The sequence below is a fragment of the Flavisolibacter ginsenosidimutans genome (genome assembly GCF_007970805.1).
GTDB lineage: Bacteria > Bacteroidota > Bacteroidia > Chitinophagales > Chitinophagaceae > Flavisolibacter > Flavisolibacter ginsenosidimutans.
In genome coordinates, this window is sequence record NZ_CP042433.1 from 4,917,243 (window position 1) to 4,939,610 (window position 22,368).

A 22,368-nucleotide genomic window follows, 5' to 3' on the forward strand; every position below is an offset into this window, starting at 1 on the left:
CTCTCAAGTTCATAAGCATTTGCCTAAGAGCAGCCTGCTCGTGACGGCGGCTGTGCTGATTGCTCTTTCCTTTTTATCCACGTGGTTTTTTCAATCAAAGCCTTCTGTCACCCAACAACGCCGCGAGCTGGAAGATTACGTGCAAAAGCGGGAAAAAGAAGCGAAAGATTTGCTGGCCGATACAGCCCTGTTGCGAAAGCTGATCAGCCATACTGAAACTGAACAAGAATTTGACAAGGTGCAAAAGAAAAAGTTTGGCCTTTTTGTTTTTGCCGAAACCCTCACCGATAACCAGGACCTTCTTTTTTGGAACAGCCAGGAAATCATTCCGCCTGCACCCAATTTTTCGCCGCCGGACAGCCTTTATTTTCAGCACTTGCTGAACGGGTATTACGTGGTGCAAAAAGCAAAGCTTGCGTTACCGGGCATCACCAGCAACATGATGGCCTATGCGTTGATCCCGGTGCTGAATAAATTTTACCTTGAAACCAAAAACTCGCAGACGCAGTTTGCATACGATGAAGACGCGATTAACCGAATTACCATTGCCGAGTTGCCAACGGAATTTGCTGTGCGTTCGGTAAGCGGTCCGGTTCTGTTTTACATCACGCAGGCTTCGGGACAAAACGGAAACAACACCGATGCGGTAACCTTTCTGCTGCGCATGTTCTCGCTGCTGCTGGTTCTGGTTTACCTGCACTTAGTGGTAGAAACGGTGAGGAGAAAAAGAGGCGCCGTAACAGCCGTTTTTGTATTGGCGCTGATCCTGGCGTCTTGCAGACTGCTGCTGTTTTTCTTTCCCGGCTTGTTATCGCTGCGGCAAATTTCCTTGTTCGATCCTACGAACTATGCGTCGGATTCGTTTAACCGTTCGCTCGGCGATTTGCTCATTACTTCCCTGTTTTTATGTTGGCTGATGTTGTTTGCCTGGTCAAGTCTCGGGCCGGTAAAGCGCTTGCCGCGGCCCTTAAAAGGAAAAGGAATATTGGTTGCGGGAGTGGCGGCCATCTTTGTCTTGATCTACACCACGTTTCAACTGGCCAGCGTGGTGCACGCACTGGTTACCAATTCAAAAATCTCCTTTGACGTTACCGATTTTTTTAGCTTGAATATTTATTCATTCTTCGGTTTCATCGTGCTGGCGCTGTTAACGCTCAGCTATTATTATTTTTCGCGTTTGTTGTTTCGGTTTTCGCTCAGCGCTTTTCCCAATCTGTTGCATTTGTATTTTGTAGTGGCCGTTGTAGGACTTACCTATTTAACGCTCCGCAGCGGGAACACCGTTGTGCTTTTTCAACTTCCGGTATTGGCCTGGCTTGTGCTTTACACCTTGCTCCTGAGCCGGGAGCAACTGATCATTAACCGCATTCGAATGACGGTGACGGGCATTTTGTTTTGGCTGTTTGTGTTTTCGGTTTCGCTTGCCGGCCTCATCTTGCAGGGCAACCGCGAACGCGAATGGGAAACCCGCAAAGAGATTGCCGAGAAATACGATCAATTAAGCGATCCCGCAAAAGAACATTCCCTGCAAGTGGCGCTGGCTTATTTGAACAACGATTTTTTGCGGGCCAATTTTAGCCGCTTCTATCACGAGCCGGGTAACAAATTGCTGCGCGACAGCATCATCAACGACAATCTTCTTGGTTACTCCGGCTCGTACGCCACCAGTCTTTACGTGTTTGATTCGACAAGGCAGCCCGTGAACAACGGCGAAGAAAAAACCTACGAAGCGCTGAACAATATTCTGGCTTCGCAAAGCAAGCCAACGGTTGTCAACAATCTTTTTTATTACGAAACAATGCCCGATCAGTTTGTGTACATCACAAAGCGGGAAGTTACCGACAGCGGCAAAGCACTCGGCACACTGTTCATCGTGGCGGCGCCGCGACAATTTCAAAAGAAGAACGAGCTTTATCCAAACCTGTTTGTTCGCGGCGGTGAAAACGATTTGGAAAATTCTTCGCAATACGCTTACGCCATTTACAAAGACCAAAAACTTTGGAATCATAGCAGCAAGTACGCTTTCCCCACAAAAATCAATTCGGCTCAAATAAGCGGCGAGTTTGAAAAGGTGCAAAACGATGACAACGATGAACTTTGGTTCAAAGCCGGCAAGCAAAAAGTTGTGGTCATTGCAAAAAAGCGGGACACGTTTATTGAAACCATTACGCTGTTCTCTTATCTTTTTTGCGCCTTTCTTTTTATGGTGGGCCTGTTGCGCTTTGCGGGTTTGCTGGTGCAGCTTGCACGGGGACGAAGGCTATCCGATATTTTTTCCCGGCTCACCATTCGCACAGAAATCCACGCCACCATCATCTTTATTTCGGTGCTTTCTTTTCTCATCATCGGCGTTGCCACCATTCAGTTTTTTGCCGCCCGCTACAAGCGCAACAACGTTGACCGACTGAGCCGCGTATCGAGCAGCGCGGTAACCGAAATGGAAAAGCGGGTGAAGGACGACAGCCTCCTGATAAACAACGCACTGAATTTTTCCGATTCAGCCTCGCGGCAATCCATGCGAAACGTGATACAGGAAATTTCCGACGTGCACGGCGTGATTGTAAACCTGTACGATCTGTCAGGCACGCTCCAGGTTACTTCAGATGAAATGATTTACACCCGCGGCGTATTGAGCACAAAGATGCACCCGCGTGCCTTTTACGAACTGAACACCCGTGATGCGGTGCAGCAAGTACAAAACGAAAAAGCCGGTCAACTTGAATACCTGAGCATCTACACCGCCATTCGCAACAACAACGGCGAACCTTACGTGTATTTGAACATTCCTTCTTTCACATCGCAAATTGAATTGAACCAGGAAATTTCAAATTTCCTTGTGACGATCATTAACCTGAATGCCTTTATTTTTTTGATTGCCGGTGTGATTGCCCTGTTCATCACCAACCGCATTTCGCACAGCTTTTCGGTGATTGGCGAAAAGATGAAAGCCATTACGCTGGGGCGCTCCAACGAAGAAATTACCTGGACGAAGGACGATGAAATTGGCGAGCTGGTAAAGCAGTACAACAAGATGGTGCAGCAATTAGAACAGAGCGCCGAAGCCCTTGCCAAGAGCGAACGCGAAGGCGCCTGGCGTGAGATGGCGCGACAAGTGGCGCACGAAATCAAGAACCCGCTCACACCGATGAAGTTGAGCATTCAATACTTGCAACGCGCCATTCAAACGGCCCAACCCAATGTGAAAGATTTAACCACCAACGTTGCGGGTACGCTGATTGAACAAATTGATCACCTCGCAAAAATTGCCGCCGACTTTTCGCAGTTTGCCAACATCGGCAACAAGCGTGTGGAGAAGATTGATTTGCACGGCGTGATTGGTTCGCTTGTGTCGTTATACGATGCCAACCCGCACATTGAGTTAACATGGAAGGCCATGCTTGGTCCCGTTTGGGTAATGGCCGATAAAACGCAGATGAACCGCTTGTTCACCAACCTGCTTACAAATGCAGTGGACGCCTGTTCGGAAGAACGAAAATGCATTGTAACCATTGGCGAAAGTATAGAAGACGAAACTGTTATTATTTCCGTTGCCGACAACGGCGAAGGCATTCCGGCAGAGATGCAATCAAAAATTTTCACGCCCAATTTCACCACCAAAACCTCCGGAACAGGACTTGGCCTTGCCATGTGTAAAAGCATTGCGGAGCAAGCCGGCGGCGGCATTTGGTTTCAAACAAAAGAAGGAGAGGGTACGACATTTTATGTGAGGCTGCCTGTGAGTGAGTAGGGAATGTAGGTAACGTCAACGCATTGCAGAAGGTGGGGCAATAGCGGTTCGTCAGCTTAAATTTAGCACATAAGTTTAATAATGTTCTGTCGTTCAGCCTTCATTCTTCAGCCCCACTTTTGGCAATGCACTGTTGGTGGCAGTTAATATTTCCAGTTCATTATTGTTCCAAGTTCTTTCCATCTGTAACCCTGAAGCTGGTACAAAACGATGCCGCCTCCACCACCTAATCTACTATGAGCATTGTCCCACTGAACAACTGCATATTTTGCCTCTTTGTCAAAGACAGGTCGTGAAAAGTAAAACAGATTTCTGTTGTATGGGTCAGCAGAATTGTAGCTGTTTATTTGCTTGCTATAGAATTTCTTCTGTTTCTTGTCTGTCAAGGCAAGCTTTTGCAGGATATACTTTTTCGAAACGTTTTCGTCTCTGCTATTTACAAGAATATAATTCTTTAGTTCACTTTCTTGCCAAAGCGTCGTGTCTGGCATTTTTGAGTTCTGAATGATTTCGGCAAGCATTGTAGTATCAAGAACCTTGTGGGCATAGTCTCTGAAAAAATAGAAGTACGTTTCCATTTCTTTCTGGTCAAGCTGAATGTTCTTGATGGGTTTGGAACTGATGAACACGGCACCATGTCCACTTAGAGCTGTGTCAATGAGATTTTGAAAAGGATTTGTCTGTCCATACGAACCACAGGCAATCAAGAAGCATAAGCTGAATATCAAAAGTCTCATAAGTTTTTAGTAGGGATGCAGCGTCATGGTTTTTTGCACAATCGGAGATGTCCACCTAATTGCCACCAACATTTATTATCCGCATCTTCTTGTTCAACTTATACTTGGTTATCAATCAAAAACTGAACAAGAATGTTTTCAAATGTAAATTGAACAACTTAAAAAACGAAGCCGTTTATTGTCCGCGTTCAGCAGTTGATTTTGTGTTCAAAGACTGACGAATGGCCTTCCCGAACGCACAAGTGTGCGACGCAACAGACGCTCAACAGAATTACTGAAGCCGGTTACATGAAAATTCTTTTTCAAAAAACATTGACCGGGATTCTATCAATTATTGCCCGGTCGTTTCTTCCGTTGCTCTTCTAAAAACCTTTCAAATTCCGCAAGGCTAAACGAACTCAAATTCTTCGACGCGGGCAAGCCGCCTTTTTGCGCCACCAGCGTTCCGTATTTCACGTAACGAAATTCTTCCAGCGAATGCGCATCGGGATCAATGGAAAGCAACACGCCTTTTTCCACGGCGTAATCAATCCAGCGCCAGTCCATGTCAAGGCGGCTGGGCGAGGCGTTGATTTCAATGACCACGTTGTGCTTTGCACAGGCATCAATGATGGACTTGTGATCAACGGGATAACCTTTTCGCCGCAACAACAAACGTCCCGTCATGTGGCCAAGAATGGTTGTGTAAGGATTGGTGATGGCGCCCATCAGCCGCATCATCGCTTTGTCTTCTTCCATGTCCAAATTGCTGTGAACGGAGGTGATAACAAGGTCGAATGTGCTTAAAACTTTATCGTCATAATCCAATGTGCCATCGCCTAAAATATCGCATTCAATGCTTTTGAAAATTTTAAACGGCGCAAACTTTTTGTTGAGACTGTCAACGAGTTTGTGTTGCTCTTTTATTCTTTGCTCCGACAAGCCGTTGGCATAACCCGCGGCTTTGGAGTGATCGGAAATAACGAGGTATTCAAAGCCGAGGCGAATCAGTTCTTCGGCCATTTGCTCAAGGGTGTTGCTGCCGTCGCTCCAGTTGCTGTGCGAATGAATCAGTCCTTTGATGCTGTTCGTTTGCACAAGGTCTTCAACGTTTTGTGTCGCCGCTTTTTGAAGAATGTTTTTGCTTTCGCGCAAAAAAGGCGGAACGAAAGAAAGTCCTGCTGATTGAAACAACTCTTCTTCGGTTGTTCCTTCGGCTTTGTTTGAAAGACTTTTCCACGCGGAACGAAATTCATCGCTGCTGCTCGTTTCCAACAAGGTATTTGCAAAGGCTTCTTTTGTGGTAAGATGAAATTCAAGGTTCACTAAATCTTCCGCACGAAACACGAGCAAGTCGGATAGTTCTTGGAGCAGCAAGATGCCTTCACCGCTTAGAAAGTTTTTCAAGGCTTCTTTTGAAACCGTGGTTACCCATTCCAGTTGGCTGATGATTTCCATCTGTCGCCTGAATTCACCCGTGAGGCTCGTCTTTTCGGCCGGAAACTTTTGCTCAATCTTTTGCGTGAGTGCCAGCGCAAAATCTTCCACGTGTTTGTACAAAAATTTGCCTTCGTTGGTGCGCACAAATTCAATGGACGCTAAAATCTTTTGTTCGGTTTTTCCACCGAAACCTTTGACGGCCGCAATGCGGTTTTCGCGGCAAGCTTTTTCCAGTTCTTCAATTGTGTCAATGTTCATCTCCTTCCAAAGCGTGTTGATCTTCTTTGGGCCAAGGCCTTTGATGTTCATCATTTCCAGTACGCCTTCGGGAGTTTTGGCAATCAGCTCCTGCAAAGTTTTTAGCTCGCCGGTTTGGATGATCTCCATTACTTTTTTGCCCACGCTATCGCCGATGCCTTTGAGTGAAAAAAGTTTTTCTTCCGGTAACGCGGACAGTTGTTCGGTTATTTTTTCAATGTTGAAAGCGGCGCTGGAATAACTCTTTGCTTTGAAAGAATTTTCGCCGTGAATGTCCATGAGTTTTGCCAGCAAAGAGAATTGATCGGCTATCGCGTAATTGTCCATTTGGATAAATTGTGGTGCGTGCAAAATAGCAAAGAAGGCAGGGAAAGAAAGAAAAGATTTTGGGTTTCATGTAAGGGGAAGAGGCAACACTGCAAAGGAATTTTATGTTGCCGGCCTTTGTAATTCCATTGAGCATCGTTGCGTCGCACTCTTGTACTTCCTGTTCGCTGCTCAGAAGAGTTCCCCGCAACGACGCAAAGAAACCACGACGCAGCGCCGTTGCGTCGCCGCGTGAAAACTCTCGCTCAATAGCGAACAAAGCGCTGAAGAGTGCGACGCAACAGCAGCCAAATGGATAGACGAACCTCTGGCTCAAAAATCTTCTTCTCTGCCTATGGATTCTTATCCATCAAAAAACTGATTACTTGGTTATAAGCATCGTTGAAAGTGGCTTGGTCCCAGTCGCCGTGACCAGCGCCGGTATAGGTTATCATCTTCACGTAAACGCCTGCGGCTTCCAGTTTTGTTTTGAGTGTCGTTGACTGTGCGATCGGCACAATTGGATCGGCCGTGCCGTGAAGAATAAGCGTGGGCTGTGAACTTGCCGAAACAAAGTTTATCGGGCTTGAAGATTGATAAAGACTTGCATTCGTTGCCGGTGTTCCGTTCATCAGCAGTTGAATGCCCAACTGGTTAATAGAGCCGGACGGATAAGCGTTGTACATGCCCACCATGTCGGTAGGACCAAAGAAATCAACAACGGCTTTAAACTTTGGCGTATTGTTTTTGTAGGCTTGCAACAAGGCCAAATGTCCGCCCGAAGAAGCGCCGAGAATCACCGTTTTGTCGGTGTTGAACTTGTACTCTCCGGCTTTGCCAAGAATAAAATTCACTGCGGCTTTTACATCGTTTTCCTGCGAGGGAAAGGTATTGGTGGAAGGCAAAGCCGCAAGGCGATAATTGAGGTTGAAAATGGCGTATTCGGAAAGCCGGCTTTTTATGACCGGTATAAACTGATTCATGTCCACCTTGTCGCCGCTGATCCACGCACCGCCGTGAATCATGATGATGGCTTTGGTGGTTGTTGTGGTTCTTCCTGCCGGTAAATAAACGTCCATGCGCTGGGCCGTGTCGCTGCCGTAGCTTACGTTGTTGAAGGTTTGCTCGGATAGCGGCTGGTCAGCAGTGTTGTCGGTTCCTTTTTGACAGGCAACAAAAACAAAAAGAAAGAATAAGGGAAATAGTTTTTTCATTGGCGATAAGATGGGCGAACAAGAATCCCGTTTAGAACAATGGCCTTTCAGTTTTAACCGGCTTTCAAATACTCAACCGGCATCAGGCTTTCAAGATTTACGTGTTTAGAAGCGTCAAGAATCTCGATGCCGATGATTTTATCGCCTTCGCCAATGTCTAAAACAATGTCTTCCGTTACCTGCTTGTTCACCACGGTTTGTTCTCCTGACTCAAGGCGCAGGTAAAGTAAATCGGTTTTGCTGTTGTAGTATATCTGCATAATCAGGATTGAAATGTTCCATAATAAACGTAAACGGTCACAGTAATCATTGCATTGTTTTCAATCGCATAAATAACCTGAATTTGCTTCTCTTCATAGAACTTACCCAACCGTTCCATATTGAAAGAAAAGATTTTGCTCTTTGCCAAACGACCGGCTTTTGCCTTTACGGCTGTTCCGCTCTGCAGCGTTTCGATAATTTCTTTTTCCGAAGCTCCTCTTTCCTTTGCTTTTTCTAAGGTATGCGGTTCTATGCGTATCTCCACTTTCTAACCCTCAATTGCTATTTCAAATCCAGTTTAATGTTTAACTCTTCCAACTGCTTGTTATCAACACTGCTGGGTGCGTCCAACATCACATCGCGGCCGCTGTTGTTTTTTGGAAAAGCAATGAAGTCGCGGATGCTTTCGCTGCCGCCAAGAATCGAACAGAGGCGGTCAAAGCCAAAGGCAATGCCGCCGTGCGGCGGTGCGCCGTATTCAAAAGCGCCGAGCAAAAAGCCAAACTTGTGCTGCGCTTCTTCCTTGCTCATGCCCAGGGCCGCAAACATTTTTTCCTGCAATTCGCGTTGGTAAATGCGAATGGAGCCGCCGCCAATTTCGTTTCCGTTCAACACCATGTCGTAAGCGTTTGCTTTGATGTTCGCATACGGATGTTTGAGATACTCGGCCGCGGCCTCAATGACAGGATTGTTGTTGATCATCTCCTCAATTTGCGAAGGCTTCGGCGATGTAAAGGGATGGTGCCGTGCTACCCAGCGGTTGCCTTCTTCGTCGTATTCAAACAGCGGAAAATCGAGTACCCACAACAGTTTGAACTCGTCTTTTTTGCGCAATCCCAAACGTTCGCCAAGATAAAGCCGCAATTCAGAAATAGCCTTGCGGGTTCTTTCCTCAGCACCGGCCAAAATTAAAATCAAATCGCCGGGTTTTGCGTCAACGTAAGCAGCAAAGGCCTTCAATTGCTCCTCGTTAAAGAATTTGTCCACGCTGCTTTTCAAACTCCCGTCAGCGTTAAACTTAATGTTCATCAAACCTTGCATACCAATCTGCGGACGCTTCACCCAATCGGTTAATTCGTCGAGTTGTTTGCGGGTGTATTCGGCTGCGCCGGGAACGGCAATGGCAACAACGGTTTCCGCGTTGTCAAAAACACCAAAGCCGCTTTGCGTTGCAAGCGGCGAGCTTGAAAGCAAGAATTGTTTGTCGAGAAAAACCGTCGGCGCTACTTTCAGGTTGGCCACTTTCATTCCAAAGCGAATATCCGGCTTATCAATGCCGTAATGCCACATCGCATCTTCCCAGGTCATGCGCTCAACTTTCTCTAAATAATCAATCCCCTTTACTTGTTTGAAGATGTATTTTATCAAACCTTCAAACATGTTCAAAATATCTTCCTGTTCCACAAAAGCCATCTCGCAATCTATCTGCGTAAACTCGGGCTGACGGTCGGCACGCAAGTCTTCGTCGCGGAAGCATTTTACAATTTGATAGTAACGGTCGTAACCGCTCACCATCAGCAGTTGTTTAAAGGTTTGCGGACTTTGCGGCAGGGCATAAAACTCACCGGCATTCATACGCGAAGGAACGACAAAGTCCCTTGCACCTTCGGGTGTTGATTTAATCAGGAAAGGCGTTTCAATGTCCATGAAACCCTGCTGGTGCAGGTATTCTCTTGTGGCACGATTGACCGCGTAACGCAATTCTAAATTTCTTTTTACAGCGCCGCGGCGCAAATCCAAATAACGATAGCGCATCCGCAGATCATCGCCGCCGTCGGTATCATCCTGGATAGTGAAAGGCGGCACCGCCGATTTATTCAAAATGCTGAAAGCAGAAACGGCAATTTCTATTTCACCGGTCGGCAGTTGAGGGTTTTTGTTGCTGCGTTCAATCACTTTGCCTTTCACTTGCAAAACGAATTCGCGGCCGAGCGGTTGAGCATCCAATTCTGCGTTTAACTCTTCGTCAAAAACTGCTTGCGTAATGCCGTAGCGGTCGCGCAAATCAACAAAGGTGATGGAGCCAAATTTGCGAACGGTTTGTACCCAGCCTGCCAGGGTTACTTCAGTGCCGGCATTTTGCAAACGCAGTTCACCGCATGTATGTGTTCTGAACATAATTTTTTCAATTGGGCGCAAAGATAAGAAGACGGAGAAGAGATGAGGAATGACGGATGAAGATGACAGATAACAGAGGACGGATGACGGTGTTGATCGTTGTTTGTTGGCCGAGAGAGTCGAGCAACGGTCAACGGCCAACGTTTTTTTGCCGTCATCCGTCCTCTTTCATCCGCCATTCTCTCACTGCACAATCAGGTGCGGAACAAAGCGGCTGGTGTTGCTGGTAATTAAGCTGTCGGCTTCGCGAATGCCCATGCCGGCCGGTTCCTGGCCAATGACCCAACTGCCAAGCACAGGATAAACACCGGCGAAATCAGGCAGTTCAAACAACTCTTGAAAAATAAAACCTTCTTTGCCGTAGCTGCCTTCGGTGTGTTGAAGAAGGTCGTTATTGCGGACGATGTTAATGTTGGCACCTTCGCGGCTGAGGATGGGTTTCTTCACGTAGTTCGTAAGTTTGTCGCCTTCAAAATAAGCAGGCAACAAGTAGGGATGAGCCGGATAGAGTTCCCAAAGAATAGGCAAAATAGCTTTGTTGGACAAGATCATTTTCCACGCAGGTTCAATCCAAAAAGCACGGTTGCGATCTTCCAGAATTTTCTTTCCAAAATCATCGCTGAGCAACCACTCCCACGGATAAAGTTTGAAAATATTTTTGATGGGTTCATTCTCCATGTCCACAAACGCGTTCGCGTTTGAATCCCAGCCAATGTCGTCAACAAAAACAAGTTTGGTTTGCAAACCGGCCTGTATCGCACAATCACGCATATACTCCGCGTTGGTCAGGTCTTCCAGCGTTTCTTTCAAACAGGTAAAATGCAGCGGGCCGGGATTGAGATAAGCCTTTAGGTATTTCCAATAATCAATCAGTTTTTCGTGAACGCTGTTGAACTGGTCTTGTGTCTTGTCGAAATCCTGCAACCAAAACCATTGCACAATGCCGGCTTCAAACAAACTCGTTGGCGTGTCGGCATTAAACTCCAGCAGTTTTATCTGTCCGTTCTTGTAGCACAAATCAAAGCGTCCGTAAATGGCGGGATGGTCTTCCGTCCATGTGCGTTCGATATAAGGAATGATCCATTCGGGAATGGCAAACTTATCGTACAAACCTTCGTCCATCACGTGCTGCACGGCATCCAAACACATTGTCCACAATTCCGCCGTTGCTTTTTCAATGGCAAGGATTTCATCCATCTCAAATGAATAGTAAGCGCTTTCATCCCAATACGGATTATTGGTGGTGTGAAAACCAAAGCCAAGGCCTTCAACGGCTTTTTGCCAGTTGTTTCGCGGGTTTATTTTGATTCGTTGCATACATGAATTAAGACGATTTCTAAAGACAGCAAAAGTTTAGTTATCAAGCAGGCCATCGACATAATGATAATGTTCTTGACTGGCTGATGTAAATTTTTGAATAAATATTGGAGAGAAATGAGCATCTGTGTGGGGAGAAAAGAACCCTTGTTCAATGGCCCAATCATAAACACCCTTATTGAGTGGATACAATGTTAAGATGCCAGTAAGGTTGTTTTTCTTGATCCAGTTATCAGCAACGGATTTATCCAAAAAAATTCCACTTGAGAAGTTCGCATTAGCTCCATTAAACACCCAGACACTTTCAATCATTTCTTTTCTTTTCTTTTATGTTGTGACTACGATGAGACGCTGTACGCACCGCGTCCAAATCCGCCTCTTGATACAGCGCCTTTAAAACCGTTGCTGCCGATATTGGACGATTCGTGCAAGGCACCGGAATAATATCCCGCACGTTGATAAGTCCCGTTATAATAATTGCCGTAAGGCCTGAAGGCATAATACCACAAAAGAGCGCTGCCAATGCCGCCATGATGCGCTCTCGTGTAAGGCGCGGTTGTATCGCTGCGCAGGTAGGTTTTGCTGCCGGCTTGCCAGTCTTTTTTTGGCTGGTTGCACGAAGCCAGTGCGGCGGTGATCAAAACAAGTTCGATGTATTTTGATTTCTTCATAGGGCTTACTTTACGGTAATGTAGACCTCGTAATCTTTTTTCACGTTCACGGTTTTGGTGTCGCCGTTTTCGTTTTCCGCTGTCGTGATTTCGTTGCCAAGCGAAGGCAAGGTATCGCGGTATTCGATGGTTTTGTAAACCGTGTCATGGACCCAGACTTTGTGCCGTGTAGTAAGTACGTGATGCGTACTGTCGAGTGGCGCAACGGTGATGGACGATTCAACCGAACCGTTTTTGTTTACGCTTGTGGTCAGGTCTTCGTTATCGTCGCTGTTTGAACAAGAAATTAAAAACAGGCAAAGAATTGAAAAGGGTAAAAAGCTTAATCGCTGCATGGCAAAAATTTGGGGATATAAAGAAAGAAAAAACTTTTTCATGTATCTAATCAAAAGCAATTATTCGGTCATTTCAATGCCGATTTTTTTCATGAGCAGCGAAGCATTGATGCTCCGGCAAACACCCGGCTTTAGCTTGTAATCAAAGTAAAGTTCTTCGCCTTCCACCTCTACGTCAAAATGATAATTTTCAACGGACGAAGAATAGCGTTCTTCGAGTTGGGCAAGTTCTACATCGTGTGTGGCAATAACGGCAACGGCATCTTCTTTTATCAATTGCTGGATAAGCGCCGCCGAGCCTTTGTGCCGGTCAAAGGAATTGGTGCCGCGCAAAATTTCGTCCAGCAAAATAAAAAGCGGCTCGTGCGTTTTGACGGCTTCAATAACGGTTCGCAACTTCTTTAATTCGGCATAAAACGTTGATGTGTTCTCGGCCAAATTATCTGCAATGCGCATGCTGCTCATGAGTTGCACGGGCGAAAGTGTGAACGAACGGGCACATACCGGCGCACCCGTTTGCGCCAGCACAACGTTCACGCCGAGGCTGCGCAGGAAAGTGCTTTTGCCCGCCATGTTGGAACCGGTTATCAAATCAATTTTTGCTTTGCCTTTCAGCGCAAAATCGTTTGTTATTCTTTGTGCGTCGGGTAAGAGGGGATGACCAATGGCCGTTCCATCAATCGTAAAATCATTCGTCACAAGATTTGGAAAGCACCATTGCGGCTCGTTAAAATGAAGCGTACTGAAACTGTGTAGCAGTTCAACTTCCGCGATGGCCTTGAACCAAAGCGGAAGAAAGGTTTTGTTTTCTTTTCGCCAGCGGTTTAAGGCCATCATTTGCCGTACGTCCCACAACAAAAACGGATTGAAGAACAAAACACCCACAATGCTTACACGCAGGTCAAAACGATCAAGAATGGCTTTCAACTTTTTTATGGCAAGACTTGCAGAAGTAAGTTCTGGCTTTATGCTTCTTTGCAAGGTTTGCAAATGCGGTGTAGTAAACGAAGGTTTTTCAAACCAGGAAAGAAAATTTTGCAGCGCCGCTATTTCTTTTACAATGCCGGCCAACTGCACGTAAGGCTTTACGGTGTTGCGGCTTAAAATAACCGAAGTAATTAAGTAGATGAGAAACAAGCCGGAGAAAATCGTTCCCGGAATGTAGCCCGCCATAGCCGCAACGGCCGATGAAAGCGTGACGAAACTGTAAGCAATGACGACAAACTTCCAACCACGATGGCGAAAATGTTTTTCTTCTTCTGCTGCCCAGTGTTGAATCCTGTTTTCGGTAGCCAGCGTAATTTTTTTTTGCATGGCGAATGCCTGCGCTTGTTGCCGCCAGTCGAGCATGGGTGTTAATTCTTTTAGCGCATCTTGCCGCAACAAAACAAGTTCTGTTGCCTGTGCGTGAAGGAGATTTTGCGCCAACAATGTTTGTCCTTGCTCGGTGTAACAACGGTTTAGCCATTGAAAGATTGAAGCGGGACCAAACAGGTCAATATCGGCCGCATAAGCATGTTCCTTTGGAAGAAAATGATGGCCCTCCTCTCTGTTTCCAAATTGATGATTGAGTGCTCTTAACTCTTCTTCATTTATCTGTATAAGCATTCTTGTGTTCCGGATTTTTGCGTTGTTAACAACGTCAATCGAAACCAAATAAAGAAGCGATGCCAAGCCAATGATTGCCGGAAGAAAACCAGCCGCACCGTAGGTTGTAAAAACTTTATACGTGATTAAAATTGTTGCAACAAAAACGCCAAGCCGCAGCCAACCGAGCCGCATTCGTTTTTGTTCCAATTGGCGAAGAAGTACATTATACTTTTCTAATTCGTTTCTGTATTGCTCTTGCCGTGTTGCCTGCATGAAATTCAAAAGGGCAAAATAAGCGAATCCTTCTATCGGTAATGAATTGCGGGAAAGAAGATGTTTTGTCCCGCTTATCTCGACGTTATCTTAGCGGTAAAACTGTTGCCATGCTTCGTTTCATCACCGTTCTCAAAAAGTTTGACAAGCAGGGCGAGAAAACCGGCTGGACCTACATTGAAATCTCCGCAAAACAGGCAGCCCAGTTAAATCCCGGCGTAAAAACATCGTACCGGGTGAAAGGCCGGATAGATGATTATGTCGTTGAAAAAATGGCGCTTATTCCGATGGGCGAAGGCGTTTTTATTATGCCGCTGAATGCCACCATCCGCAAAGGCATTAAAAAGCAAAAAGGCGCTGAAGTAGAAGTGTGGTTAGAATTAGACACTGAGCCGATTCAAGTCAACGCGGACTTTATGGAATGCTTGCGCGACGAACCGGCAGCCTTGAAAACCTTTGACGCTTTGCCCAAAGGCCACCAGAATTATTTTTCCAAATGGATTGAAAGCGCCAAAACCGAACCCACCAAAGCGAAGCGAATTGCCTTGGCTGTGAATGCCCTTTCAAAAGGTTGGGGCTTTCCCGAAATGTTGCGGGCGCAGAAAAAAGAAAAACAGCAATTCGGTTTATGAATCGCTTTGATCTGCGTAATCTGTTCCGGCTACTTCATCGCGGTAGCGATCAGCATCGGTTTCGCGCAGGTCATCGTTCGATACCTCAAGTGTGTTGTCCTTTCTAGGATCAATGCTTTGATCGTGCCGGTGTTCTTCAGGAGTTTGCAGGGTGCTGTCGGGTGTTAAATAAATTTTTGTTTCTTCCTGCTGTTTGTTTTGTTTGTTCTTATCCATAATAAATTTTATTTCTGATTTCAAATTCTTAATTCTCCTTTCTATCCATCCTCACCGCTCGTTACTTCGCTGCTGCTTTGGGTTGGCGTTTTATCCACAGTTTGCCTTCCCGATTCACTGTCGCCTTCCTTTACCGGTTGATCTGTCGGAATGTTGCGCTGGCCGCCATCGGGTGTTTGCACGTACACGGCGCTTTCCTTTTTGGCATCTGTATTTTGTTGTTGCGGTTTCATTTTTATAGAGAAAAGGAAATGTTGTGCCAGAGGAAATTCAGGCGTTTAAAGCTTACATGAACTCAACAAAACAATTGAACTTTGAAGCAATTGAATATTTAAACAGGAGCTATGCCAACGATTCATCTTGTTATAAAAGGAAAAGTGCAAGGCGTTTTTTTTAGGGCTACGGCCAAAGACGTTGCGAAAGCACTGGATTTAAAAGGCTGGGTGAAGAACACGCCGGAAGGCGACGTTGAAGTTCTTGCCACAGGCGATGAAGACGCCATCAGGCAGTTTATTGAATGGAGCAAACGCGGGCCCGATAAAGCCCTTGTTAGCAGCGTTGCCGTTACCTCGCTTAACGAAAAGCCCTTTAACGATTTCCGGATTATCCGGGGGTAATCTTTCAATAAATCTGTTCAGCTTGCTTGCACAGTTGCCGCCCCAAATTGTTGCGATGTATAGCCAAAAATCCCCGCCAGCTCAACTATTCCGCTTTAACCGGCTGCGGCATCATTTTGTTGCAACCCTCGGTTGAACTGCATATTTGTTAACTGTTTAAATACCGAGCGTTATGGCAGAAAGAGGTCAACCCGAACAACACAGGGGTTTGGAACAAAGTAACCGCGAATCTTCTTCTTTTGACAATCAACGAATGCCGGAAATGTCAAGAACAAGCAGCGACGATGGCGCAGAACGCAGTCAGGACTCTGACCGCAAGCGCACAGCAAACCGAGGCTTTGCTGCAATGGATCGTGAAAAACAAAAGCGTATTGCCAGCGAAGGCGGCCGCGCAGCGCACCGCCAAGGTGTGGCGCACGAGTGGAGCCGCGACGAAGCCAGAGAGGCCGGACGCAAAGGCGGGCAGATGGTTAGTCAGAACCGCGAGCACATGAGTGAAATTGGACGCAAAGGCGGGCAAAGTTCAGGGCAAAGGCGGCAACGCAACGGCGCAGAAGAGTAAGTCTCGTTAAACGTGAATCGTCAATCGTGAATGAAAGAAGCGTTTAGGCCACAACTACCCTAACGATAGATTGTGGTTAAGGCTTTGTCTGTTCGCGATTGACGATTCACGTTTCATCTTCTTATTCATCAAACTTCTTGTCGGCTTTTTCATCTCCTTTGCTGTCTTTTCTAAAACTATCCGAAGCCGTCCGGGTGAGGTGTTGATTTGCTTCATCGTTCGGCGCACTGCTTAGGGTGTTCACGCCGGGTTGCCGCGCATCTTCGTCTCTTACATGCGGGTCATTTTTGCGGCCTTCACCGGCCGGAACGTTTCGTTTCGGGTCTGTATTTTCTTGCATGGCTGTTTTTGACAAATGGGAAAAAACTTATGCCAAGAAATCCAAAAACTTTTTGCGGAAGCGTTTTTAAATATGCAGAATAACCATTTCTTTGCAGCCGTTAAAAGCAACGCCTTTTTGTACCGAAAAGCAAAAAACCAATTCATCCTATGCGTGTACGACAATTGTGGTTTCCGGCCCTTACTGCGAGTGTATTTTTCCTGACCAGTTGTGGTTCCGGCTCCGCTAATTCTGCGGTTAAAGAAGATTCAACAAAAAACGCAAAGAGCAATCAAGTTCAATCGGCAGCGGTCGGCAACGATCGTAAGCCGCTGGACACAGCCGAATACCAACGGCTGATGACCTATTTGGCCAACGGCGATTCGTCGGGACGCTGGCCGGTAAAATCAGCGCCGCTGCCTTTGGCTGGCGCTATTCTTCCTTTTCACCGCATCGTGGCTTACTACGGCAACCTGCAATCGAAAAAAATGGGAGCATTGGGCAAATGGTCGAAGGATACGATGATTCGTAACCTTTTGAGTGAAGTAAAAAAATGGAGCGACGCTGATTCGACCATCAAATCCATTCCCGCCCTGCATTACATTGCTGTAACGGCGCAGGGCGCACCCGGAAAAGATAACAAATGGCGGATGCGCCTGTCGCAAAGATGGATTGACACGACCATCGCCTGGGCCAAAGAAATCAATGCGCTTGTGTTCATTGACGTGCAAATTGGCCTCAGCGATTTGAAATCGGAAATTCCCTTGTTTGAAAAATACCTTTCCATGCCCAACGTTCATTTGGGGATTGACCCCGAATTTGCCATGAACGGAAAAGGAGGCAAAAGGCCCGGCACCGTCATCGGTACGCTGGATGCATCGGAGATTAATTGGGTGGGCGATTACCTTACAGACCTTGTAAAAAAGAACAACCTGCCGCCAAAGATTTTCATGATTCACCGCTTTACACAAGGAATGGTCACCAATGCGAAAGACATTAAGCTGCACCCCGAGTTGCAAGTGGTGATGGACATGGACGGTTGGGGACCTCCCGATTTGAAAAAAGGCAGCTACCGCTATTGGATAAATGAGCAACCGGTGCAGTTCACGGGCTTCAAATTATTTTATGTAAACGATACGGAGAAGAGCGGACAAAAAGAAATGATGAGCCGCGAACAGGTGCTAAGCCTGAAGCCCAAGCCTATCTATATTCAATACCAATGAGTAAGTATTTTTATAAAAACTTTTAAATGTTGGCCTTGTGCCAACATTTTTTTATGGGCCAGAAGCCAGAATATCCATTTGGCTTTTGTTGCGTCGCACTCTTGTACGCCTTGTTCGCTATGCGGCAGTAATTCAAAAAAGTCGCAAGAGTTCGGCCACACAGGCATACAACTCAGATCAGCACGTCTTTAAAATCAGCCCGCTTGTCAAACACCGCTTTTGCAAACGGACAAACCGGCGAAACTTTCAGTCCGTGCAGCCGTGCGTAGTCCACCACTTTGTGCACCAGTTCGTAGCCGATGTTGTGGCCTTGGAGATCCTTGTCCACTTCGGTGTGTTCGATGATAATGCTGTTTTCATTGCCTTTTGCGTAAACAATTTCGGCCACAATATCACCGTCGTCTTCTACAAAAAATGTCCCGTGGTTCTGACCTTCTTTATGCTGAATGTGCATGGAATTTTTTTTAAAGCTAAAAAAATATTTTGCCCGTATAACGGATGCGCCGCATATTTGCACCGAAATGAAAATTCAAAACAATCAAACGTGGTGGTGGCATACAAACTCTTTCGGGGTTCTGTAGCACCGTTGCTATTGTTTGTTTAAACATATTCAGAACCCCGCACAAGCGGGGTTTTTTTTTGCCATGAAAAAAATTCAGATAGAAACAACGGTTAAGAAGATGTTGGCGGACGTGTACACGCCGGTGGGCATTTACCTGCGCCTGCGCGACCGCTTCCGGGATACAATCCTTTTGGAAAGCACCGACCACCACGCCGCCGAGAACAGTTATTCGTTTATCTGCATCAATGCTATTGGGGGCATTGAGATAAAAGGTGAAACCGTTGAAACTAAATTGCCGAACGAAAATGCGGAACGAAGAACATTAAGTAATCACGGCGATTTGAAGAACATCCTTTGGAACTACATGCAAGGATTTGAAACAAGCAGTGAAGATGAAAATGCAGCACGGTTTGCGCAGGGCTTGTTCGGTTACTTCACCTTTGATGCCGTTCAGTATTTTGAAACCATTCGCTTCAAAAAAAGCAACGACAAGAGCAACGAAATTCCCATCGCACGATATCGCCTGTATCAATACGTTATCGCCATCAATCATTACCGCGATGAACTGCTTTTGCTGGAAAATAAAATAGACGGTCTGGAAAGCGAATTGCCCCTGATTGAAAGCCTTATCAACAGCAAAGACGTTCCGGTGTTTCCCTTTCAAACAGTGGAGGAAGAAGGTACCAACATGAGCGACGAAGACTACCGGCAAATGGTGGGAAAAGGAATTAAAAGCTGCTTCCGCGGTGATGTGTTTCAAATTGTGTTGAGCCGCCGCTTTCAGCAAAAGTTCACTGGCGATGAGTTCAACGTTTACCGTGCCTTGCGCAACGTAAATCCTTCGCCTTATTTGTTCTTTTTCGATTACGGTGATTACAAGCTGATGGGCTCTTCGCCCGAAGCGCAACTGATCATCAAAGACGGCAAAGCCGTGATGCACCCCATTGCCGGAACCTTTAAACGCACGGGGCACGATGAAACCGATCAACAGCGTGCCGGCGAATTGTTGGAAGACCCGAAAGAAAACGCCGAACACGTAATGCTCGTTGATCTTGCCCGCAACGATTTAAGCACGGTTTGTTTTAATGTAGCCGTAACGCACTACCGCGAAGTGAAATACTATTCGCACGTCATTCATTTGGTAAGCGAAGTAACGGGCGAAGTAAAAGAAGGTGCAAATCCGTTTGAAGTTTTGTTCAAAACCTTTCCGGCCGGAACGTTAAGTGGCGCACCCAAATACAAAGCCATGCAGTTGATAGACGACTTCGAGCCGACGCTGCGCAGCTTTTACGGCGGCGCCATTGGCTTTGTTGGTTTCAACGGTTCGTGCAACCACGCCATCATGATCCGCACCTTGTTGAGCAAAGCCAATACATTGTTTTTGCAAGCCGGTGCAGGTGTGGTGGCAGCCAGTAATCCCGAAAGTGAATTGCAGGAAGTGGCCAACAAGCTTGGTGCGTTGAAGAAAGCGATTGAACGGGCACAGGTAATAGGTTAATGCGTTAACAAGTTAATAAGTGGCGTGTCGCGTAAGGTGAAAGACGTATTAGCTTATTGACAGAAAATATGAAGTAATGAAACTATTGGTTTTTGATAATTACGATTCGTTTACTTACAACCTTGTTCATTTGGTGAAGAAGGTTTCAAACGAAATTGACGTTGAGGTTTTTCGCAACGACGAGCTTCCGTTGGAAAACGTAAAGGCTTACGATAAAATTATTTTGTCTCCAGGACCGGGCATACCATCGGAAGCGGGGTTGTTATTGCCATTAATTAAAGAATATGCTGCAACGAAACCAATTCTCGGTGTTTGTCTCGGCCACCAGGCCATCGGTGAAGCGTTTGGCGGAACGTTAGTTAATCTCTCAACGGTTTATCACGGCATCAGCACAACGTGCAAAGTAGAGGACAGAGATGCGCCTTTGTTTAAAGATTTGCCCGAAGAAATTCAGATTGGCCGCTACCACAGTTGGGTAATCAGTGATGAAAATTTTCCGGAGGAATTGGAAGTGACGGCAAAGGATGAAAACGGCTACATCATGGCTTTGCAACACAAAACTTACGATGTGCAGGGCGTGCAGTTTCATCCGGAAAGCGTGTTGACGCCGGACGGAGAAACCATCATGCGCAACTGGTTGAAAAGCTAATTTGACAATTCGATAATTAGACAAATGAAAAAAATATTACAACAACTGTTCGAGCACAAAACTCTTTCCCGCCAACAGGCAAAAGAGATCATGCTCAACATCGCCAAAGGCACATACAACGATGTAGAGCTAACGGCTTTCGTCACTGTTTATCTCATGCGCAGCATCACCATTGACGAACTGCAAGGCTTTCGCGATGGTTTGCTGGAACTGGCAGTGCCGGTTGATTTGAACGGTTACGAAGTGATGGACATTGTGGGTACGGGTGGAGACGGAAAAAACACCTTCAATATTTCAACGCTTTCCTGTTTTATTGTTGCGGGCGCCGGAAAGAAAGTAGCCAAGCACGGAAACTACGGCGCTACGTCTGTAAGCGGTGCGTCGAACGTAATGGAAACGCTGGGCTATAAATTCAAAAATGAAAACGGAAAACTAAAAGCGGAGCTTGAAGAAACAGGTTTTACATTTCTTCACGCACCGTTGTTTCACCCGGCTTTGAAAGCAGTAGCAGGCATCCGCAAAAACATCGGCTTCCGTACGTTCTTCAACATGCTCGGGCCGATGGTAAACCCGGCAAAACCTTCGTTTCAATTGGTGGGTGTTTACAATTTAGAAATGGCCCGTATTTACAATTATCTTTTGCAGCAGGAAGGCAAACCGTTTACCATCATTCACAGCCTTGATGGCTATGATGAAATTTCATTGACGAACGATACAAAGGTCATTACGCAGGAAGGGGAGAAGGTGTTATCGGCAGAGCAGATTGGCAAGCGTGTGGTGTCGCCTGTTGATATTTACGGCGGCACAACCGTTGACGAAGCCGCAAAAATTTTTCTAAAGATTTTGAAAGGCGAAGGAACATGGGCGCAGAATGCCGTAGTGCTTGCGAATGCAGCAATGGCTCTACAATGCACAGGCGATTTCAAAAATTACAACGCGGCCTATGATGCGGCTGTTGACAGCCTGGAAAGCGGAAAGGCATTTGCTTCATTTCAAAAATTAATTTCTCTTCAGTAATGAACATCCTTGAAAAAATAATTGCGCACAAAAAAACAGAGGTTACCAAACGAAAGGTTGAAAAGCCCGTTGCCGATTTGGAGAAAGAACGTTTCTTCAAAAGAGAAACATTATCGCTGCGCAAATTCATTTTAGATGAAAAAAAAACCGGCATCATTGCCGAATACAAACGCCAGTCGCCGTCGAAAGGAATTATTAACGACCGCGACAGCGTTGAAATTGTGACAAAAGCTTATTTCTCTTACGGGGCTTCGGGCATCTCTGTTCTTACGGATCATGAATTTTTTGGCGGTTCGCTGGATGATTTAATTGCGGCACGCGACAACGGCGTTCCGCTTCTGCGCAAAGACTTTACAATTGATGAATACCAGATCATCGAAGCCAAAGCTTACGGCGCCGATGCGGTTTTGTTGATTGCCGCTTGCCTTTCGCCACAAGAAGTAAAATCATTGGCAGCAGTCGCAAGAAATTTAGGCCTTGAAGTGTTGCTGGAACTGCACGATGAATCTGAACTGGAACACGTTTGCGACGACGTAAGTTTGGTCGGTGTGAACAACCGCAACCTCAAAAATTTTGAAGTAGACCTGGAACATTCCGTTCGGCTGGCGCAGCAGATTGATGACAAATTTATCAAAGTGGCCGAGAGCGGCATCAACGATGTGAAGAACATTCAGTACTTAAAACAGGCCGGCTTTAAAGGCTTTTTGATCGGCGAGTATTTTATGAAACAAACAAGCCCGATGGAAGCCTTCAAAGAATTTACTTACCAGTTGTAACAACGATGCCGGTTGAGCAAACGATACTATCTTTAAACGCTTCCGGTTTT

General features: G+C 46.1%; 24 protein-coding genes. 9 read left to right on the plus strand and 15 right to left on the minus strand.

What is annotated here, in order from left to right; translation table 11 throughout:
- Positions 1-19 precede the first annotated feature (19 nt).
- Complete coding sequence (locus tag FSB75_RS20985) at positions 20-3,748, plus strand: sensor histidine kinase (protein WP_146791462.1); 3,729 nt, start codon at positions 20-22, stop codon at positions 3,746-3,748.
- A gap of 143 nt (positions 3,749-3,891) precedes the next feature.
- On the opposite strand, the gene FSB75_RS20990 is transcribed toward FSB75_RS20985, so the two are convergent.
- From FSB75_RS20990 to FSB75_RS21040, 11 genes are all read right to left on the minus strand, one after another.
- The gene (locus FSB75_RS20990; RefSeq protein ID WP_146791464.1) at positions 3,892-4,485 is read right to left on the minus strand and encodes a hypothetical protein; all 594 of its coding nucleotides are present in this window, start codon (positions 4,483-4,485) and stop codon (positions 3,892-3,894) included.
- A gap of 327 nt (positions 4,486-4,812) precedes the next feature.
- Entirely contained in the window at positions 4,813-6,489 is a 1,677-nt protein-coding gene (locus tag FSB75_RS20995) for a helix-hairpin-helix domain-containing protein (protein ID WP_146791467.1), read from the minus strand.
- A 332-nt stretch (positions 6,490-6,821) separates the two neighbouring features.
- On the minus strand, positions 6,822-7,682 hold the full coding sequence (locus FSB75_RS21000; RefSeq protein WP_146791469.1) for an alpha/beta hydrolase: 861 nt from the start codon (positions 7,680-7,682) through the stop codon (positions 6,822-6,824).
- Between the two features lie 53 nt (positions 7,683-7,735).
- On the minus strand, positions 7,736-7,942 hold the full coding sequence (locus FSB75_RS21005) for a DUF2283 domain-containing protein (protein WP_146791471.1): 207 nt from the start codon (positions 7,940-7,942) through the stop codon (positions 7,736-7,738).
- Positions 7,943-7,944: 2 nt separating this feature from the next.
- Complete coding sequence (locus FSB75_RS21010) at positions 7,945-8,208, minus strand: DUF4258 domain-containing protein (protein ID WP_146791473.1); 264 nt, start codon at positions 8,206-8,208, stop codon at positions 7,945-7,947.
- A 17-nt stretch (positions 8,209-8,225) separates the two neighbouring features.
- Positions 8,226-10,061 carry an aspartate--tRNA ligase gene (aspS, locus tag FSB75_RS21015; RefSeq protein WP_146791475.1) on the minus strand — a complete coding sequence of 612 codons (1,836 nt, stop codon included), beginning with the start codon at positions 10,059-10,061 and terminating at the stop codon, positions 8,226-8,228.
- Between the two features lie 183 nt (positions 10,062-10,244).
- Complete coding sequence (locus FSB75_RS21020) at positions 10,245-11,378, minus strand: glutathionylspermidine synthase family protein (protein ID WP_146791477.1); 1,134 nt, start codon at positions 11,376-11,378, stop codon at positions 10,245-10,247.
- Positions 11,379-11,414: 36 nt separating this feature from the next.
- Positions 11,415-11,690 carry a DUF7710 domain-containing protein gene (locus tag FSB75_RS21025; protein WP_146791479.1) on the minus strand — a complete coding sequence of 92 codons (276 nt, stop codon included), beginning with the start codon at positions 11,688-11,690 and terminating at the stop codon, positions 11,415-11,417.
- A gap of 26 nt (positions 11,691-11,716) precedes the next feature.
- A complete protein-coding gene (locus tag FSB75_RS21030; protein WP_146791481.1) occupies positions 11,717-12,049 on the minus strand; it encodes a hypothetical protein in 333 nt (110 codons plus the stop codon).
- A 5-nt stretch (positions 12,050-12,054) separates the two neighbouring features.
- On the minus strand, positions 12,055-12,426 hold the full coding sequence (locus FSB75_RS21035; protein WP_146791483.1) for a hypothetical protein: 372 nt from the start codon (positions 12,424-12,426) through the stop codon (positions 12,055-12,057).
- An 18-nt stretch (positions 12,427-12,444) separates the two neighbouring features.
- Positions 12,445-14,166, minus strand: coding sequence for a MutS family DNA mismatch repair protein (locus FSB75_RS21040; protein WP_172623249.1), 1,722 nt, complete (start codon positions 14,164-14,166; stop codon positions 12,445-12,447).
- Positions 14,167-14,357: 191 nt separating this feature from the next.
- Between FSB75_RS21040 and FSB75_RS21045 the strand changes: the two genes are divergently transcribed.
- Positions 14,358-14,879: a YdeI/OmpD-associated family protein gene (locus FSB75_RS21045; protein WP_146791488.1), complete on the plus strand. Its 522-nt coding sequence runs from the start codon at positions 14,358-14,360 to the stop codon at positions 14,877-14,879.
- Here FSB75_RS21045 and FSB75_RS21050 read toward each other — a convergent pair.
- Together FSB75_RS21050 and FSB75_RS21055 are read right to left on the minus strand one after the other, a co-directional pair.
- Positions 14,874-15,095, minus strand: a complete 222-nt coding sequence (locus FSB75_RS21050) for a hypothetical protein (protein WP_146791490.1) — start codon at positions 15,093-15,095, stop codon at positions 14,874-14,876. The genes FSB75_RS21045 and FSB75_RS21050 overlap by 6 nt on opposite strands.
- 41 nt (positions 15,096-15,136) lie before the next feature.
- The gene (locus FSB75_RS21055) at positions 15,137-15,328 is read right to left on the minus strand and encodes a hypothetical protein (protein ID WP_146791492.1); all 192 of its coding nucleotides are present in this window, start codon (positions 15,326-15,328) and stop codon (positions 15,137-15,139) included.
- 111 nt (positions 15,329-15,439) lie between these two features.
- On the opposite strand from FSB75_RS21055, the gene FSB75_RS21060 reads away from it, so the two are divergent.
- Together FSB75_RS21060 and FSB75_RS21065 are read left to right on the plus strand one after the other, a co-directional pair.
- Positions 15,440-15,712: an acylphosphatase gene (locus tag FSB75_RS21060; protein ID WP_146791495.1), complete on the plus strand. Its 273-nt coding sequence runs from the start codon at positions 15,440-15,442 to the stop codon at positions 15,710-15,712.
- A 172-nt stretch (positions 15,713-15,884) separates the two neighbouring features.
- On the plus strand, positions 15,885-16,274 hold the full coding sequence (locus FSB75_RS21065) for a KGG domain-containing protein (protein WP_227990683.1): 390 nt from the start codon (positions 15,885-15,887) through the stop codon (positions 16,272-16,274).
- Positions 16,275-16,395: 121 nt separating this feature from the next.
- Here FSB75_RS21065 and FSB75_RS21070 read toward each other — a convergent pair whose 3' ends face one another.
- Positions 16,396-16,614 carry a hypothetical protein gene (locus FSB75_RS21070; RefSeq protein ID WP_146791497.1) on the minus strand — a complete coding sequence of 73 codons (219 nt, stop codon included), beginning with the start codon at positions 16,612-16,614 and terminating at the stop codon, positions 16,396-16,398.
- 149 nt (positions 16,615-16,763) lie between these two features.
- On the opposite strand from FSB75_RS21070, the gene FSB75_RS21075 reads away from it, so the two are divergent.
- A complete protein-coding gene (locus FSB75_RS21075; RefSeq protein WP_227990685.1) occupies positions 16,764-17,816 on the plus strand; it encodes a hypothetical protein in 1,053 nt (350 codons plus the stop codon).
- A gap of 172 nt (positions 17,817-17,988) precedes the next feature.
- Here FSB75_RS21075 and FSB75_RS21080 read toward each other — a convergent pair whose 3' ends face one another.
- A complete protein-coding gene (locus tag FSB75_RS21080; RefSeq protein WP_146791499.1) occupies positions 17,989-18,270 on the minus strand; it encodes a GNAT family N-acetyltransferase in 282 nt (93 codons plus the stop codon).
- A 190-nt stretch (positions 18,271-18,460) separates the two neighbouring features.
- Between FSB75_RS21080 and FSB75_RS21085 the strand changes: the two genes are divergently transcribed.
- From FSB75_RS21085 to trpC, 4 genes are all read left to right on the plus strand, one after another.
- Entirely contained in the window at positions 18,461-19,876 is a 1,416-nt protein-coding gene (locus FSB75_RS21085) for an anthranilate synthase component I family protein (RefSeq protein WP_146791501.1), read from the plus strand.
- A gap of 76 nt (positions 19,877-19,952) precedes the next feature.
- On the plus strand, positions 19,953-20,525 hold the full coding sequence (locus FSB75_RS21090; RefSeq protein ID WP_146791503.1) for an anthranilate synthase component II: 573 nt from the start codon (positions 19,953-19,955) through the stop codon (positions 20,523-20,525).
- A 24-nt stretch (positions 20,526-20,549) separates the two neighbouring features.
- The gene (gene trpD, locus FSB75_RS21095; RefSeq protein ID WP_146791505.1) at positions 20,550-21,542 is read left to right on the plus strand and encodes an anthranilate phosphoribosyltransferase; all 993 of its coding nucleotides are present in this window, start codon (positions 20,550-20,552) and stop codon (positions 21,540-21,542) included.
- Entirely contained in the window at positions 21,542-22,318 is a 777-nt protein-coding gene (trpC, locus tag FSB75_RS21100) for an indole-3-glycerol phosphate synthase TrpC (RefSeq protein ID WP_146791507.1), read from the plus strand. Before trpD ends, trpC begins: the two co-directional genes overlap by 1 nt.
- Positions 22,319-22,368: the final 50 nt, after the last annotated feature.

Excerpts from the sequence above, each read along its gene's own strand:
- FSB75_RS20990 (WP_146791464.1), bottom strand. The coding sequence starts at position 4,485 with ATGAGACTTTTGATATTCAGCTTATGCTTCTTGATTGCCTGTGGTTCG.
- FSB75_RS20995 (WP_146791467.1), bottom strand. The coding sequence starts at position 6,489 with ATGGACAATTACGCGATAGCCGATCAATTCTCTTTGCTGGCAAAACTC.
- FSB75_RS21000 (WP_146791469.1), bottom strand. The coding sequence starts at position 7,682 with ATGAAAAAACTATTTCCCTTATTCTTTCTTTTTGTTTTTGTTGCCTGT.
- FSB75_RS21005 (WP_146791471.1), bottom strand. The coding sequence starts at position 7,942 with ATGCAGATATACTACAACAGCAAAACCGATTTACTTTACCTGCGCCTT.
- aspS (WP_146791475.1), bottom strand. The coding sequence starts at position 10,061 with ATGTTCAGAACACATACATGCGGTGAACTGCGTTTGCAAAATGCCGGC.
- FSB75_RS21020 (WP_146791477.1), bottom strand. The coding sequence starts at position 11,378 with ATGCAACGAATCAAAATAAACCCGCGAAACAACTGGCAAAAAGCCGTT.
- FSB75_RS21025 (WP_146791479.1), bottom strand. The coding sequence starts at position 11,690 with ATGATTGAAAGTGTCTGGGTGTTTAATGGAGCTAATGCGAACTTCTCA.
- FSB75_RS21030 (WP_146791481.1), bottom strand. The coding sequence starts at position 12,049 with ATGAAGAAATCAAAATACATCGAACTTGTTTTGATCACCGCCGCACTG.
- FSB75_RS21035 (WP_146791483.1), bottom strand. The coding sequence starts at position 12,426 with ATGAAAAAGTTTTTTCTTTCTTTATATCCCCAAATTTTTGCCATGCAG.
- FSB75_RS21040 (WP_172623249.1), bottom strand. The coding sequence starts at position 14,166 with ATGCGGCTCGGTTGGCTGCGGCTTGGCGTTTTTGTTGCAACAATTTTA.
- FSB75_RS21045 (WP_146791488.1), top strand. The coding sequence starts at position 14,358 with ATGCTTCGTTTCATCACCGTTCTCAAAAAGTTTGACAAGCAGGGCGAG.
- FSB75_RS21050 (WP_146791490.1), bottom strand. The coding sequence starts at position 15,095 with ATGGATAAGAACAAACAAAACAAACAGCAGGAAGAAACAAAAATTTAT.
- FSB75_RS21055 (WP_146791492.1), bottom strand. The coding sequence starts at position 15,328 with ATGAAACCGCAACAACAAAATACAGATGCCAAAAAGGAAAGCGCCGTG.
- FSB75_RS21060 (WP_146791495.1), top strand. The coding sequence starts at position 15,440 with ATGCCAACGATTCATCTTGTTATAAAAGGAAAAGTGCAAGGCGTTTTT.
- FSB75_RS21065 (WP_227990683.1), top strand. The coding sequence starts at position 15,885 with ATGGCAGAAAGAGGTCAACCCGAACAACACAGGGGTTTGGAACAAAGT.
- FSB75_RS21070 (WP_146791497.1), bottom strand. The coding sequence starts at position 16,614 with ATGCAAGAAAATACAGACCCGAAACGAAACGTTCCGGCCGGTGAAGGC.
- FSB75_RS21075 (WP_227990685.1), top strand. The coding sequence starts at position 16,764 with ATGCGTGTACGACAATTGTGGTTTCCGGCCCTTACTGCGAGTGTATTT.
- FSB75_RS21080 (WP_146791499.1), bottom strand. The coding sequence starts at position 18,270 with ATGCACATTCAGCATAAAGAAGGTCAGAACCACGGGACATTTTTTGTA.
- FSB75_RS21085 (WP_146791501.1), top strand. The coding sequence starts at position 18,461 with ATGAAAAAAATTCAGATAGAAACAACGGTTAAGAAGATGTTGGCGGAC.
- FSB75_RS21090 (WP_146791503.1), top strand. The coding sequence starts at position 19,953 with ATGAAACTATTGGTTTTTGATAATTACGATTCGTTTACTTACAACCTT.
- trpD (WP_146791505.1), top strand. The coding sequence starts at position 20,550 with ATGAAAAAAATATTACAACAACTGTTCGAGCACAAAACTCTTTCCCGC.
- trpC (WP_146791507.1), top strand. The coding sequence starts at position 21,542 with ATGAACATCCTTGAAAAAATAATTGCGCACAAAAAAACAGAGGTTACC.